This is a genomic window from Streptomyces sp. NPDC048270 (assembly GCF_040652335.1).
GTDB lineage: Bacteria > Actinomycetota > Actinomycetes > Streptomycetales > Streptomycetaceae > Streptomyces.
The window spans coordinates 115074-129519 of the sequence record NZ_JBEZLV010000015.1 but is presented as its reverse complement, the minus strand read 5'-3'; the positions used below and the strand labels follow the sequence as shown (position 1 = coordinate 129519).

13 protein-coding genes are annotated in these 14446 nt (G+C 72.6%); 4 read left to right on the top strand and 9 right to left on the bottom strand.

Going from position 1 to position 14446, the window contains the following annotated elements; all coding sequences use genetic code 11:
• Nucleotides 1-34: 34 nt before the first annotated feature.
• The 5 genes from AB0D66_RS16160 to rimP all read right to left on the bottom strand — a co-directional run bounded on the left by AB0D66_RS16160 (nt 35) and on the right by rimP (nt 5722).
• Nucleotides 35-328 carry a DUF503 domain-containing protein gene (locus tag AB0D66_RS16160; protein ID WP_030651158.1) on the bottom strand — a complete coding sequence of 98 codons (294 nt, stop codon included), beginning with the start codon at nt 326-328 and terminating at the stop codon, nt 35-37.
• A 185-nt stretch (nt 329-513) separates the two neighbouring features.
• Nucleotides 514-3627 carry a translation initiation factor IF-2 gene (gene infB / locus AB0D66_RS16155; RefSeq protein ID WP_362302751.1) on the bottom strand — a complete coding sequence of 1038 codons (3114 nt, stop codon included), beginning with the start codon at nt 3625-3627 and terminating at the stop codon, nt 514-516.
• 148 nt (nt 3628-3775) lie between these two features.
• Nucleotides 3776-4063, bottom strand: coding sequence for a YlxR family protein (locus AB0D66_RS16150; RefSeq protein ID WP_361753503.1), 288 nt, complete (start codon nt 4061-4063; stop codon nt 3776-3778).
• A gap of 148 nt (nt 4064-4211) precedes the next feature.
• Nucleotides 4212-5222 carry a transcription termination factor NusA gene (nusA, locus tag AB0D66_RS16145; protein WP_362302746.1) on the bottom strand — a complete coding sequence of 337 codons (1011 nt, stop codon included), beginning with the start codon at nt 5220-5222 and terminating at the stop codon, nt 4212-4214.
• Between the two features lie 2 nt (nt 5223-5224).
• Nucleotides 5225-5722, bottom strand: coding sequence for a ribosome maturation factor RimP (gene rimP / locus AB0D66_RS16140; protein WP_362302743.1), 498 nt, complete (start codon nt 5720-5722; stop codon nt 5225-5227).
• A 155-nt stretch (nt 5723-5877) separates the two neighbouring features.
• Between rimP and AB0D66_RS16135 the strand changes: the two genes are divergently transcribed.
• From AB0D66_RS16135 to AB0D66_RS16120, 4 genes are read left to right on the top strand one after another with little or no spacing between them, the layout of a single operon-like run.
• Entirely contained in the window at nt 5878-6426 is a 549-nt protein-coding gene (locus AB0D66_RS16135) for a hypothetical protein (protein WP_362302740.1), read from the top strand.
• Nucleotides 6423-6863 carry a ferritin-like domain-containing protein gene (locus tag AB0D66_RS16130; protein WP_362302737.1) on the top strand — a complete coding sequence of 147 codons (441 nt, stop codon included), beginning with the start codon at nt 6423-6425 and terminating at the stop codon, nt 6861-6863. Before AB0D66_RS16135 ends, AB0D66_RS16130 begins: the two co-directional genes overlap by 4 nt.
• A 44-nt stretch (nt 6864-6907) precedes the next feature.
• Complete coding sequence (locus AB0D66_RS16125; protein ID WP_362302734.1) at nt 6908-7810, top strand: aminoglycoside phosphotransferase family protein; 903 nt, start codon at nt 6908-6910, stop codon at nt 7808-7810.
• 54 nt (nt 7811-7864) lie between these two features.
• Nucleotides 7865-9121 carry an SPFH domain-containing protein gene (locus AB0D66_RS16120; RefSeq protein ID WP_362302835.1) on the top strand — a complete coding sequence of 419 codons (1257 nt, stop codon included), beginning with the start codon at nt 7865-7867 and terminating at the stop codon, nt 9119-9121.
• An 805-nt stretch (nt 9122-9926) separates the two neighbouring features.
• Here the strand turns inward: AB0D66_RS16120 and AB0D66_RS16115 are convergent.
• The 4 genes from AB0D66_RS16115 to ispG all read right to left on the bottom strand — a co-directional run bounded on the left by AB0D66_RS16115 (nt 9927) and on the right by ispG (nt 14424).
• The gene (locus tag AB0D66_RS16115) at nt 9927-11630 is read right to left on the bottom strand and encodes a proline--tRNA ligase (protein WP_362302731.1); all 1704 of its coding nucleotides are present in this window, start codon (nt 11628-11630) and stop codon (nt 9927-9929) included.
• 58 nt (nt 11631-11688) lie between these two features.
• On the bottom strand, nt 11689-12231 hold the full coding sequence (locus AB0D66_RS16110) for a GNAT family N-acetyltransferase (protein ID WP_362302728.1): 543 nt from the start codon (nt 12229-12231) through the stop codon (nt 11689-11691).
• A gap of 50 nt (nt 12232-12281) precedes the next feature.
• Nucleotides 12282-13127 (bottom strand): GNAT family N-acetyltransferase, encoded by an 846-nt coding sequence (locus AB0D66_RS16105; RefSeq protein WP_362302725.1) that lies wholly within the window; start codon nt 13125-13127, stop codon nt 12282-12284.
• Nucleotides 13128-13266: 139 nt separating this feature from the next.
• The gene (gene ispG, locus AB0D66_RS16100; RefSeq protein WP_362302722.1) at nt 13267-14424 is read right to left on the bottom strand and encodes a flavodoxin-dependent (E)-4-hydroxy-3-methylbut-2-enyl-diphosphate synthase; all 1158 of its coding nucleotides are present in this window, start codon (nt 14422-14424) and stop codon (nt 13267-13269) included.
• Nucleotides 14425-14446 lie beyond the last annotated feature (22 nt).

The window sequence follows — 14446 nt, the reverse complement described above, 5'->3', positions numbered from 1 at the left end:
TGGTCCGTCTCCTTCTTTTCTTGCAGACAAGCAATCAGTCTTCATCACCGTGGAGGCGCCGTCGTACGGACAGCAGCTCCACTTCCGGACGCGCCGCGACCAGCCGCTCACAGCGGTCCAGTACGTCCGAGAGGAACCCCGCGTCCCCACTCACCAGAGCGACCCCTATACGGGCCCTGCGGTGCAGGTCCTGGTCGCCCACTTCGGCCGCGCTCACGGAGAACTTGCGTTGGAGCTCGGCGACGATGGGCCGGACGACGGAGCGTTTCTCCTTCAGCGAGTGGACGTCGCCGAGGAGCAGATCGAAGGACAGAGTCCCCACGTACATGCAGTTCCGGATGTCCCGCCGGTGCGGGTTCGATGGCCTGCCGGACCGTCGCCCGTCAGGATCACCCGTCCGCCGTGCGGCCGGGTCATCAGAACCGTACACGCAACGGCCGGGGCCGATCGACGGATATTCCGCCGACCGGCCCCGGTGTTACGAGTTACGACACGGTGCGAACCGCCTCGCGCTTACGCGCGGGGCTTCTCGCGCATCTCGTACGTCGCGATGACGTCGTCGATCTTGATGTCGTTGTAGCTGCCGAGGTTGATACCGCCCTCGAAGCCTTCGCGGATCTCGGTGACGTCGTCCTTGAAGCGGCGCAGACCGGAGATGGTGAGGTTCTCGGCGATGACCTTGCCATCGCGCAGGAGCCGCGCCTTGGTGTTGCGCTTGACCTCGCCGGACCGGATGAGGACACCGGCGATGTTGCCCAGCTTGGACGAGCGGAAGATCTCGCGGACCTCCGCCGTACCGAGCTCGACCTCTTCGTACTCCGGCTTGAGGAGACCCTTCAGGGCCGCCTCGATCTCCTCGATGGCCTGGTAGATCACCGAGTAGTAGCGGACGTCGACGCCCTCGCGGTCCGCCATCTGCGCGGCACGGCCGGCCGCACGGACGTTGTAACCGATGACGATGGCGTCGGAGCCCATCGCCAGCGAGATGTCGGACTCGGTGACCGCACCCACACCGCGGTGCAGGACCCGGATGTCGACCTCTTCACCGACGTCGAGCTGGAGCAGCGAGGACTCGAGAGCCTCGACCGCACCGGACGCGTCGCCCTTGATGATGAGGTTGAGTTCCTGGACCAGACCGGCCTTGAGCACGGAGTCGAGGTCCTCGAGGGACACACGACGGACGCGCTTGGCGAAGTTGGCGTTGCGCTCACGCGCAGCACGCTTCTCGGCGATCTGACGGGCCGTACGGTCCTCGTCGACGACGAGGAAGTTGTCGCCGGCGCCGGGGACGTTGGTGAGACCCAGGACCAGGACGGGGGTCGACGGACCCGCTTCCTCGACGTTGTTGCCCTTGTCGTCGAGCATGGCGCGCACGCGGCCGTAGGCATCGCCCACGACCATCGTGTCGCCGACGCGGAGGGTACCGCGCTGGACGAGGACGGTGGCAACGGCACCGCGGCCGCGGTCGAGGTGGGACTCGATCGCAATACCCTGAGCGTCCTGCTCCGGGTTGGCGCGCAGGTCGAGCGAGGCGTCGGCGGTGAGGACGACGGCCTCGAGCAGGGAGTCGATGTGCAGACCCTGCTTGGCGGAGATGTCGACGAACATCGTGTCGCCGCCGTACTCCTCGGCGACCAGACCGAACTCGGTGAGCTGACCGCGCACCTTGACCGGGTCGGCGCCTTCGACGTCGATCTTGTTGACCGCGACGACGATCGGGACGCCGGCGGCCTTGGCGTGGTTGAGCGCCTCGATCGTCTGCGGCATGACGCCGTCGTTGGCCGCGACCACGAGGATCGCGATGTCGGTCGACTTGGCACCACGGGCACGCATGGCGGTGAACGCCTCGTGACCCGGGGTGTCGATGAAGGTGATCTTGCGCTCTTCACCGTTGACCTCGGTACCGACCTGGTACGCACCGATGTGCTGCGTGATGCCACCGGCCTCGCCCGCAACGACGTTCGTCTTGCGGATGGCGTCGAGCAGTCGGGTCTTACCGTGGTCGACGTGACCCATGACGGTCACGACCGGCGGACGCGGCATGAGGTATTCCTCGCCGCCCTCGTCCTCGCCGAACTCGATGTCGAAGCCCTCGAGGAGCTCGCGGTCCTCTTCCTCCGGGCTGACGATCTGAACCGTGTAGTTCATCTCGCCGGCCAGCATCTCGAGCGTCTCGTCGGAGACGGACTGCGTGGCAGTGACCATCTCGCCGAGGTTCATCATGACCGCGACCAGCGACGCCGGGTTGGCGTTGATCTTCTCCGCGAAGTCGGTGAGGGACGCACCGCGCGACAGGCGAACGGTCTCGCCGTTGCCGCGGGGCAGCATCACGCCGCCGACGGACGGGGCCTGCATGGCCTCGTACTCCTGGCGCCTCTGACGCTTCGACTTGCGGCCGCGACGGGCCGGACCGCCGGGACGGCCGAAGGCACCCTGCGTGCCACCACGGGCACCGGGACCACCGGGACGCCCGCCGAAGCCGGGACGACCGCCGCCACCGGCACCGGCCGGACCGCCGCCGAAGCCGCCGCCACCGGGACGCGGGCCGCCGAAGCCGCCACCGCCGCCGGGACGCGAGCCCGGACCGGCCGGACGGCCGGCGAAGCCGCCGCCCGCGGGACGACCGGCGCCACCGGGACGCGGACCGCCCGCACCGGGACCACGGCCACCGGGGCCGCCACCGGGACGGGGACCGGGACCACCGGCAGCGGGACGCTGCGGCATCATGCCCGGGTTCGGACGGTTACCACCGGGAGCACCACCGGGACGCGGAGCGCCGCCCTGCGGACGGGGCATGCCGCCGGGGGTCGGACGGCCTGCGCCCTGGCCCTGCGGACGCGGGGCGCCGCCGGGGCCGCCCTGCGGACGGGGAGCACCCTGGCCGCCACCGGCGCCGGGGGCACCGGGACGGGGAGCGCCGGCCGGACGGGGCGCCTGCGGGCGCGCCATGCCGGTCGAGCCGCCGGAGGTGAAGGGGTTGTTGCCCGGGCGGGGACCCGCCGGACGTGCGCCCTGGGGGCGCGGGGACTGAGCACCGGCCGGGCGCGGGGCCTGGGCGCCGGGGGTGGCGCCGGCCGGACGCGGGGCGCCGGGACGGGCGCCGGGCTGACCACCCTGGGCGGCCGGACGCTGCTGCGCCGGACGGGGACCGGGGGCGGCAGCGGGACGCTCGGTGCGCGCCGGGGCGGCGGGAGCCGCCGGAGGCGCGGAGAACTCGGTCGCCACGGGAGCCGCCGGAGCGGGCTTCGGGGCGGCCGGAGCCTTCGGGCCGGGACGCGGGCCGGATGCGGCCGGAGTCACCGGGGCGCTGACGGCCGGAGCCTCTGCGGCGGCCGGCTTGGGGGCCGGTGCGCCGGGCTTCGGGGCAGCAGGACGTGCCGCAGCGGCCGGGGAGGGCGCTGCGGGCTTGGCGGGCGCGGCCTTGCGGGGCGCGCCGGGCTTGGCAGCGGACTTGCCGGCGTTGCCGCCGGGCCCCTGCAGTGCGTCAGTCAACTTGCGTACAACCGGCGCCTCGATCGTCGAGGACGCCGAACGGACGAATTCACCGAGTTCTTGGAGCTTGGCCATGACGACCTTGCTCTCCACCCCGAACTCCTTGGCGAGTTCGTATACCCGGACCTTAGCCACTTCGCTCCTTTTAGGTCCGGGTTACGCCGGACCGTCGCTACTTCATGGGCGTACTCATCGCGTACTCATCGAGTGCTCATCGCAATCTCGACCTACTTCCAACTCGCGAGGTACCTGACCGCACGGGGTATCCGTGCCGTACTACTTCTTACGGTGTCGCCTCGGCCTCGGGGGCCAGGGCGTTGCGCAGTTCCGTCGTGTCGAGCGCTCCGGCGGACCTGAGGGCCCGGGGGAACGCCCGGCGGCGGACCGCCTGGTCGAGACAGACCACGGCAGGGTGCACATATGCACCCCGGCCGGGCAGCGTACCGCGTGGATCGGGGACGCATTCGTCCTCGACCGCCACGATGCGCAGCAGATCGCTCTTGGCCGCTCGCTCCCGACACCCCACACAGGTGCGTTCGGGGCATGCGCGGGCTTGCGTCCGGCCAGACACGCCTAAGTCTACCTCCCCGCACCGACCCTCCCCCGACAAGTTCCGGGCGAAAATCGAACGGCTGTTGTGTTGTGGTGATCCACCGGCCGGTGGTACGGCCGTCGTGTGGTCCCTGTCTACCGCCCGGGCAACCCCGGGCGGTACCGGTTTATTCCCCGTCGCGGTCCGCGTCGGCGTCCGGGGACGCCTCGGTGTCGGGACGGATGTCGATGCGCCAGCCGGTGAGCCGCGCGGCGAGGCGGGCGTTCTGGCCCTCCTTGCCGATGGCCAGCGACAGCTGGTAGTCGGGCACGGTCACCCGCGCGGACCGGGTGTCCCAGTCCACGACCTCGACCTTGCTCACCCGGGCGGGTGACAGCGCGTTGGCGACCATCTCCGCCGGGTCGTCCGACCAGTCGACGATGTCGATCTTCTCGCCGTGCAGCTCGGCCATGACATTGCGCACTCGGCTGCCCATCGGGCCGATGCAGGCGCCCTTCGGGTTGAGGCCCGAGCGGGTGGACCGGACGGCGATCTTGGTGCGGTGACCGGCCTCACGGGCGATCGCCGAGATCTCGACGCTGCCGTCCGCGATCTCCGGGACCTCCAGCGCGAAGAGCTTCTTCACCAGGTTCGGGTGGGTGCGCGAAAGCGTCACGGACGGACCGCGGACACCCTTCGCCACCCGCACGACGTACGCCTTCAGGCGCAGCCCGTGGGTGTACTCCTCGCCGGGGACCTGCTCCTGCACCGGCAGGATGGCCTCCAGCTTGCCGATGTCGACGAGGACGTTCTTGGGGTCCTTGCCCTGCTGGACGACGCCGGTGATGACATCGCCCTCCCGGCCGGCGAACTCGCCGAAGGTCAGGTCGTCCTCGGCATCGCGCAGACGCTGCAGGATCACCTGCTTGGCGGTCGTCGCGGCGATGCGCCCGAAGTCCGACGGGGTGTCGTCGAACTCCTTGGGCTCCTGGCCCTCTTCGAGGTCCCTCGGGTCTTCCGTCGCCCACACGACCACGTGACCGTTGGTGCGGTCCAGCACGACGCGGGCGCGGCGGAAGCTCCCCTCGGTCCGGTGGTACGCGATGAGGAGGGCCGACTCGATCGCCTCGACGAGCAGGTCGAAGGAGATCTCCTTCTCCCGGACCAGACCCCGCAGGGCACTCATGTCGATGTCCACGGCTACGCCTCCTCTTCCTTCTTGTCCTTGCGGCTGAACTCGATCTCGACACGCGCCTTGGCGATGTCGGTGAAAGCAATGCGGCGGGCGGTCGCCTTGCGGCCCTTCACGCCCGGGACCTCGAGGTCCATTCCCTCGTCGTCGACGTCGAGGATGCGGGCGATCAGTTCCCCGCCCTCCGCCAACTGGAACTTCACGAGGCGGCCCGTCGCCCGTACGTAGTGGCGGTGCTCGCTGAGGGGGCGGTCCGCGCCGGGGGAGCTGACTTCGAGGACGTACTCGTCCTCGCCCATCACGTCGGATTCGTCGAGCTGGTCGGAGACCTCACGGCTCAGCTCGGCGCACGCGTCCAGCTCCACACCCTCATCGGAGTCCACGATGATCCGCAGCATCCGGCGCTTGCCCGCCTTGGACAGCTCGATCTCCTCGAGGTCCAGGCCCTTGGCGGCGACGAGCGGCTCCAGCAGTCCGCGCAGCCTGTCGCTCTGGGTGGTGCTCATCCGGGTGACTCCTCGGCCGCGTGTGCTGTTGTGGTTTCCGTCGTGCGTCAGGTCAAAGGGTATCCGGTCGCGGAGGGTGTTGCCGTCCGCCCTGTGGACGGGGCCCCGGGTACGGTGATCACACCTGCCCCGCCATCACCCCCGAGGACGTCGCCGTGCCCTGGACTCTGCCATCGAGGCCCTCGCGCAGGAGCCTGCTCGCCGGAGCGGCCGGAGCGGCCGGATCCGTGCTGCTCGCGGGGTGCTCCGACGCCGGTTCGCCCGGCACTGACACCGGGATTCCACTCGAACGGCGGATGCGGGAAGCGGCCGTTCGTGACAGTGCGCGGCTGCTGGAGCGCTACGACGCCACGGCCGCCGCCCATCCGGCGCTGGCGGCGCGGCTCGCGCCGCTGCGCGCCGCCGTCGCCGCGCACGCGGCGGCCTTCTCCCTCAGCCCTTCCGACGCTCCGTCCCCGGCGGCTTCCGCCTCCCCGTCCGGCGGTGCGGGCGCGGCCGCCCCCGCGCCGGGCGCGGAGCCGGTGGCGCCGAAGCCCGCCGAGGCCCTGACCGCCCTCGCGGACGCCGAGCGGAGCCTGTCGGAGGCCCGGACCATCGACCTGGCCGGGGCGCCGGGAGAGCTGGCCCGGATGCTGGCCTCGGTGGCCGCCTGCGGAGCCGTCCACGCGTACCTGCTCGCCTCGACCCCCGGAGCCACGCCGTGAAGCCCGAACCCTCGCCCGCCGGCCGGGCCCTGGAGGCCGCCCAGGCCGCGCTCGCCGCCGAGCACGCGGCCGCGTACGGCTACGGGGTGATCGGCGCCCGGACCGCCGGGGCCCGCGCGACCGAGGCCCGGGAGGCCTACGGCGGCCACCTCGCGCGACGGGACTCGCTGGCCCGGACGGTACGGGAGCTGGGCGGCGCGCCGCGGCCCGCGGAGGCCGCGTACGCCCTGCCCTTCGAGGTGCGCGGCGCCGCCGACGCGGAGCGGCTGGCCGCCGAGATCGAGGACCGGGTGGCGGGCGCGTACTCCGATCTGGTGCGTGCGGCGGAGGGTCCGCTGCGCCGTGAGGCGGCCGACGCGCTGAGCGCCGCGGCCGTGCGCGCGGCACGCTGGCGCGGTGTCGGCGTAGCCTTCCCTGGGCTCACCGAAAAGCGCTGAAGTGGCGAAACGGGCCCGGCACAGCTGAAAGGGACCACGCACGCATGGCTTTCGAACCGCCGCAGCGGCTTGTACGGGCGCTCGGCGAGATGCCGGAATCGGCGCAGGACGCGGAGTGGCTGGAGCAGTTGCCGGGGCTCACCGAGGCTGCGCTGTCCCGGCGCGAGGTGCGGTCCCAGCGGGTGCAGGCCCCGGGCGGCCGCAGCAGTCTGGTCGTCCTCGTCCAGTACGCCGACGGGACCCCGGCCGCGCTGAAACTGGCTCCGCCGCGCGCCCGGCCGGACCGGGAACTGGCCGCCCTGGCGCACTGGGGCGGCTTCGGGGCGGTACGGGTCCTCGACTCGCGCTACCACGAGGAGGACGGGGCGCTGCTGCTGGAGCGGCTGCACCCGGAGGTGTCGCTGCGGTCGCTGCCGGACGCCAAGGCGCTGCTGGAGGCCGGCGGCACGCTGCGCAGGCTGTGGGTGGCACCGCCGGCCGGGCACGTCTGGGAGACGGTGGCCGAGCGGACGGAGCGGCAGTCGGCGGTGCTGCGGGCGGCCCCGGCGGAGGTCCGGGCGCTGGCCGACACGGCTCTGGCCATGCGCGAGGAGCTGGTCGCGGCGCCGCCGGAGGAACTGCTGCTGCACGGCAACTTCCGGCAGGGCAAGGTCCTCGCGGGCGAGCGCGCACCGTGGCTGACGGTGGGTCCGGAACCGGTCGTCGGCGAGCGGGCGTACGACCTGGCGCGGCTGGCCCGGGACCGGCTGGAGGACCAGGTGGCCACCTCGGCGGGGGCCGCGGGCGCCCGGCGCCGGGTGAACCGGCTGGCCGACGCCCTGGAGGTGGACCGGGACCGGCTGCGGGGCTGGACGGTGTTCCGGGCGGTGGAGTCCGGGCACCGGGCGCTGGCCGCCGGGCGGCGCCGGGATGCGGAGCTGTTGCTGGAGTTCGCCGCCTGGTTGTAGGGCATACCGTAGGTGATAGGCATGTCCGGCTATGTCCGGCAGGGGGTCGCCCTCATGGTCGAAGAACTCCTGACAGCGGGAATCGCCGCCGCGGCCGGTGTCGCGGTGTATGTGGGCGCCGCCGCGCGCGTGGTGAAGCAGTACGAGCGGGGCTTGGTGTTCCGCCTCGGCCGGCTGCGGAACGACATCCGGGGGCCCGGTTTCACCGTGATCGTTCCGGTGGTCGACCGGCTGCGGAAGGTCAACATGCAGATCGTGACGCTGCCGGTGCCGGCCCAGGAGGGCATCACCCGGGACAACGTCACGGTCCGGGTGGACGCGGTCGTGTACTTCAAGGTCGTCGACCCGGCGAACGCGATCGTGGCGGTGGAGGACTACCGGTTCGCCGTCTCGCAGATGGCGCAGACCTCGCTGCGGTCGATCATCGGCAAGTCGGACCTGGACGATCTGCTGTCCAACCGGGAGATGCTCAACCAGGGGCTGGAGCTGATGATCGACAGTCCTGCGGTGGGGTGGGGCGTGCAGATCGACCGGGTCGAGATCAAGGACGTGTCCCTGCCGGAGACGATGAAGCGGTCGATGGCGCGGCAGGCGGAGGCGGACCGGGAGCGGCGGGCGCGGGTCATCAACGCGGATGCCGAGCTCCAGGCCTCGCACAAGCTCGCCGAGGCCGCGGGGGTGATGTCGGAGCAGCCGGCCGCGCTGCAGTTGCGGTTGCTCCAGACCGTGATCGCGGTGGCCGCGGAGAAGAACTCGACGCTGGTCCTCCCCTTCCCGGTGGAACTCCTCCGCTTCCTGGAACGAGCGGCCCCCACGCCACCGCCCGCTGCGACCGCCCCGCCCGCCGCGGAAGCCCCGCCCCTGGGCGAAGCCCCGACCCCGTCCACCCCTGCGGCCACCCCGTCCGCCGCCGAATCCCCAGCCCTTGCGGCCACCCCGTCCGCCGCCGAATCCCCGGCCCTTGCGGCCGCCCCGTCCGCTCCGGCCTCGCTGCCCGCGGCCCCGGCCGCCCCGGACACCCCGGCCCCGGGCGAACCCCCAGCCTCGGCCCCCGGTGCCCCGGCCCCGCCCGGCCCGGGCCCACTGTCCGCGGCCCCGGCCCCGTCGGACACCCGGGCTCCGGGCGAAGCCCCTACCCCTCCCGGCCCGGGCCCACTGTCCGCGGTCCCGGCCCCGTCGGACACCCCGGCTGCGGGCCCGGGCTCGGCCGTGGCCTCTCCGGCTGATGCCGGGGCGCCGGCTCCGGCCGTCGACCTGGCCCTGGACGGGGCGCCGCCGCCGCAGCAGGACCGGGACGATCCACGCGCCTAGGCGTGGCCCGCTGCGCGGGGCTCTCCCCCACCCCGCCCCTTCCCGAAACCGGGCTCCGCCCGGACCCGCGCCTCAATCGCCGGCGCGGCTCAAAGACCTGGGGCTCCGCCCCAGACCCCGCGCCTCAAACGCCGGCGGGGCTGGATGGTCCCCCGACTGCGTGCCGCAAGGGCCCGGCCACGGCCCGAAAACCCCGGCCCAGCCCGGAACCCGCGGCCGCCCGAAGTCCGGCTCGCCGCTACGCGGCAACCCGCCTCGGCCAGCCCGTCCACACCCCAGCCCAGCCAAACCAGCCCCTCCGGACCCATCCACCCCGTCCGCAGACCAATCCACCCCGCCCGGCGGCCAATCCAGCCCCTCCGCACCCATCCACCCCGGCCGGGGGCCAATCTCAGCCCCGCCGGACCCATCCACCCCGTCTGGGACCAATCCAGCCCCGCCGGCGTTTGAGGCGCGGGGTCCGGGGCGGAGCCCCGATCCTTGAGCCGCACCCGACAGGCACACGGCAGCCCACACCCACGACCCACGGCGATACGCCGGGCCCGGGGCGGAGCCCCGCCCATCCAGCCCGTCCGGGCCAAACCAGCCCCGCCGGCGATTGAGGCGCGGGGTCCGGGGCGGAGCCCCGATTCTTGAGCCGCACCCGGCCCCAGGCGGCAAGCCCAGGGCAGCCCGCACCCAATGCGCGGTGTCCGGGGCGGAGCCCCATGCATTCAGCCCCGCCGGCGATTGAGGCGGTGGTCCCGGGGCGGAGCCCCGGTCCCTGAGCCGGGCCCGGTACCCCCGGCGGGAGGCTCGGGGTGGGTCAAGGGCGGTTGGTCAGGCGGGTGAGGGCCTCGGTGAGGGGGAGGTCCTCGCGGTGGCCCGTCGCGCGGTGTTGGAGTTCGACCACGCCCTCGGCCGAGCGACGGCCCGCGACCAGGATCCACGGCACGCCGATCAGCTCCGCGTCCGTCAGCTTCACGCCGGGCGACAGCCCGGGACGGTCGTCCAGCAGGACCCGCAGCCCCGCCTCCCCGAGGGCCGACGCCGCCTGCTCGGCCAGCGCCAGCGGCACGGCCTTGCCCGCGGCCACCACGTGGACATCGGCCGGAGCCACGGCCGCCGGCCAGGACAGGCCTCGCTCGTCCGCCGTCTGCTCGGCCAGCGCCGCCACCGCCCGTGAGACGCCGATGCCGTACGAGCCCATCGTCACCCGCACCGGCTTGCCCTCCCTGCCCAGCACGTCCAGGCCGAAGGCGTCGGCGTACTTGCGGCCCAGCTGGAAGATGTGGCCGATCTCGATCGCGCGGTCCAGTCGCAGGCCCGCCCCGCAGGACGGGCAGGGGTCGCCCGGCTCCACCACCACCACGTCCAGGTACCGGTCCACCTCGAAGTCCCGCCCGCAGACCACGTTGCGCGCGTGGGTGTCGGCCTTGTTGGCGCCCGTGACCCACGCCGAACCCGGCGCCACCCGGGGATCGGCCAGGTAGCGGACCTTGTCCAGGCCCTGCGGGCCCACGTAGCCCCGTACGAGATCGGGCCGGCCCTCGAAGTCCTCGGCCGTCACGAGCTCGACGGCCGCCGGGGCCAGGTGTTCGCCCAGCTTGCCGAGGTCGACCTCGCGATCGCCCGGGACGCCGACGGCCACGATCTCCCCGTCCACCTTGACCAGCAGGTTCTTCAGGGTCGCCGAGGCCGGGACGCCGAGTAGCGCCGCCAGGGACTCGATCGTCGGGGTCTCGGGGGTGTCCAGCTCCTCCACGGGGCCGTGGTCGCCGGCGACCGGGGCCAGGCCGAAGGTCACCGCCTCGGTGTTCGCCGCGTAGTCGCAGGCGGGGCAGTCCGCGAAGGTGTCCTCGCCGGCCTCCGCGGGCGCGAGGAACTCCTCGGACGCCGAGCCGCCCATCGCCCCCGACACGGCCGACACGATCCGGTGGTCCAGCCCGAGCCGGGTGAAGATGCGCTGGTAGGCGGCGCGGTGCAGGGCGTACGACTGCGCCAGCCCCTCGTCGGACACGTCGAAGGAGTACGAGTCCTTCATCTGGAACTCGCGCCCGCGCAGCACTCCCGACCGCGGCCGCGCCTCGTCCCGGTACTTGGTCTGGATCTGGTAGAGCATGACCGGCAGGTCCTTGTACGAGGTGCACTGGTCCTTCACCACCAGGGTGAAGATCTCCTCGTGGGTGGGGCCGAGCAGGTAGTCCGCGCCCTTGCGGTCCCTGAGCCGGAACAGCAGGTCCCCGTACTCCGACCAGCGCCCGCTGACCTCGTACGGCTCCTTCGGCAACAGCGCGGGGAGGAGCACCTCCTGGGCCCCGATGGCGTCCATCTCCTCGCGGACGACGCGCGAGACGTTGTCCAGGACCCGCTTGCCGAGCGGCAGCCACGTCCACACGCCCGCCGAGGTGCGCCGGACGTAGCCGGCGCGGACCAGCAGCCGGTGGCTGAGGGTTTCGGCGTCGGCCGGGTCCTCGCGGAGGGTCTTGGCCATGAGTCGGGACATGCGCTGCACGTGAGGTGTGGACATGCCGGGAGATTACCGGCGGCCGCACCGGCGGGGGTACCGCGTTTCCCGGGGCTGCGGCTCAGGGCCTCGGCAGCGGCAGCGGGGCGCCCATGACGGCGTACGGCAGGCTCGCGCTCGGGAAGTGGACCTGGCGGGCGAGGTCCGTGTAGCCGAGGGCCCGGTAGAGGCCGCGGGCGGGGCTGTCGGTGTCGATGGCGGAGAGGATCGAGCGCGGTTCGGCGGCGCTGTCGGTGATCTCGGTGATCAGCGCGCGGCCGACGCCGTGGCCCTGGAACCCGGGGTGGACGTGGAGCTCCGTGATCACGAAGGAGCCGTCCAGCCAGTGCTCGTGGCCGCCGGCCCGCAGGTAGGGCTCGACGATGGTGGACCACCAGTGGGTGCGGTCGTTGGGCATCCCGTAGACGAATCCGGTGAGCGCGCCGTCCTCGGCGAAGGCCCCCAGCGCGCGGGCTCCGCGGCAGGCCATGTGGCGCTGCACGATGTAGCGCCGGATGCCGACCTCCTCCTCGCTGAGGCCGAAGGCGACGGCCTGCACGCGCAGGGCCTCGTCCACCCGGGCGGCGAGGTCGAGGGGGCCGATGCGGAGTCCGGAAGGCAGCATGCGGCGACCTTACTTCGCGGTAGGGAGGGGCCGGTACGGGTTCGGCCGGTTCAGAACAGCACGCTCATGAACGCGCCGACCTCGCGGAAGCCCACCCGCCGGTAGGAGGCCCGGGCGGCGGTGTTGAAGTCGTTCACGTAGAGGCTGACCACGGGGGCCACATCGCGCAGGGCGTAGCCGACGACGGCGGCCATCCCGGTCTCCGAGTAGCCGCGGCCGCGGAACTCGGGGGCCACCCACACGCCCTGGATCTGGCAGGCGCCGGAGGTGGCGGCGCCGATCTCGGCCTTGAAGACGATCTTCCCGTCCTCGATCCGGGCGAAGGAGCGGCCGCTGCCGACGAGTTCGGCGACCCTCGCCTGGTAGAGCAGACCGCCGTCACCGGCCATCGGCGAGATGCCGACCTCCTCGGTGAACATGGCCACGCAGGCGGGCATGATCAGGTCCATCTCGTCCTTGCGGACACGGCGGACCAGCGGATCCGCCGCGACCGTGGTGGAGGGTCCCTCGATGACCATGAGCGGCTGGCGGGAGCGCACGTCGCGGGCGGGGCCCCAGCTGGGCTCCAGGAGCTGCCACAGCAGCCGGGTGGGCTCGGCGGGGCCCACGATGGAGGAGCAGCGGCGGCCGGTGCGGCGGGCGCGGTCGGCGAAGGCGCGTACGGCGTCGGGCTCCGCGCAGACGGGGACCAGGTTGGCGCCCGCGTAGCAGAGGGAGCGGAGCTCGCCGTCGGCGTACCATCCCCACATCTCGCCGCCCAGGCGCCAGGGGTCGAGCCCGGCGACCTGGACCCGGGAGGTGACGAACGCGTTCTCGACCGGCTCGCGTCCGAGGACGTCGAGCGCGGCGTCGAGATCACCGGGCTCAAGGACCCGGGTGGTGGTCTGCGTCAACACTGGGGCCTCACCGTACAAGTCTGCTGATCTCCGCACTGTACCCGCCGGGGCGGATGGATGCCCGGTCTCCCAGGTCACGAAAAAGCCCCGGCCCCGCCCGCGAGCTGCGGGAACGGGGCCGGGGCACGGGTCGGGAGGATCAGACTCCGATGGCGACCGTCGGCTCGCCCGAGGTCACGCCGTCCTTCTCCATCTGCTCGGCGATCTTCATCGCCTCTTCGATGAGGGTCTCGACGATCTTCGACTCGGGGACGGTCTTGATGACCTCGCCCTTCACGAAGATCTGGCCCTTGCCGTTGCCGGAGGCCACGCCCAGGTCGGCCTCGCGGGCCTCGCCGGGGCCGTTGACGACGCAGCCCATGACCGCGACGCGCAGCGGGACCTCCATGCCCTCCAGGCCCGCCGTGACCTCTTCGGCCAGCTTGTAGACGTCGACCTGGGCGCGGCCGCAGGACGGGCAGGAGACGATCTCCAGGCGGCGCGGCTTGAGGTTCAGCGACTCCAGGATCTGGTTGCCGACCTTGACCTCCTCGACCGGCGGCGCGGAGAGGGAGACGCGGATGGTGTCGCCGATGCCCTCGGAGAGCAGTGCCCCGAAGGCGACGGCCGACTTGATGGTGCCCTGGAAGGCGGGGCCGGCCTCGGTGACGCCGAGGTGCAGCGGGTAGTCGCAGGCGGCGGCCAGCTGGCGGTAGGCGTTGACCATGACGACCGGGTCGTTGTGCTTGACCGAGATCTTGATGTCGCCGAAGCCGTGCTCCTCGAAGAGGGAGGCCTCCCACAGCGCGGACTCGACCAGCGCCTCGGGGGTGGCCTTGCCGTACTTCTTCAGCAGCCGGGCGTCGAGGGAGCCCGCGTTGACGCCGATCCGGATCGGGGTGCCGGTGTCCTTGGCGGCCCGCGCGATCTCCTTGACCTTGTCGTCGAACTGCTTGATGTTGCCCGGGTTCACGCGGACGGCGGCGCAGCCGGCCTCGATCGCGGCGAACACGTACTTGGGCTGGAAGTGGATGTCGGCGATGACCGGGATCTGCGACTTCTTCGCGATGACGGCGAGGGCGTCCGCGTCGTCCTGCGTGGGGCAGGCCACGCGGACGATCTGGCAGCCGGAGGCCGTCAGTTCGGCGATCTGCTGGAGCGTGGCGCCGATGTCGGAGGTACGGGTGGTGGTCATCGACTGCACCGAGACGGGTGCGTCACCGCCGACGGCCACGGAACCGACCTGGATCTTGCGGCTGACCCGGCGGTCGGCAAGCTTCGTCGGCACGGACGGCATTCCGAGAGAGATGGCAGTCATCTGCTGTGCAACCCCAAGGTGT

Bases quoted from the DNA above. Each gene is read 5' to 3' on its own strand.
- AB0D66_RS16120 (WP_362302835.1), top strand. From the start codon at position 7,865: ATGGTCGAAGAACTCCTGACAGCGGGAATCGCCGCCGCGGCCGGTGTC.
- AB0D66_RS16115 (WP_362302731.1), bottom strand. From the start codon at position 11,630: ATGTCCACACCTCACGTGCAGCGCATGTCCCGACTCATGGCCAAGACC.
- rimP (WP_362302743.1), bottom strand. From the start codon at position 5,722: ATGAGCACCACCCAGAGCGACAGGCTGCGCGGACTGCTGGAGCCGCTC.
- AB0D66_RS16110 (WP_362302728.1), bottom strand. From the start codon at position 12,231: ATGCTGCCTTCCGGACTCCGCATCGGCCCCCTCGACCTCGCCGCCCGG.
- ispG (WP_362302722.1), bottom strand. From the start codon at position 14,424: ATGACTGCCATCTCTCTCGGAATGCCGTCCGTGCCGACGAAGCTTGCC.
- AB0D66_RS16160 (WP_030651158.1), bottom strand. From the start codon at position 328: ATGTACGTGGGGACTCTGTCCTTCGATCTGCTCCTCGGCGACGTCCAC.
- AB0D66_RS16125 (WP_362302734.1), top strand. From the start codon at position 6,908: ATGGCTTTCGAACCGCCGCAGCGGCTTGTACGGGCGCTCGGCGAGATG.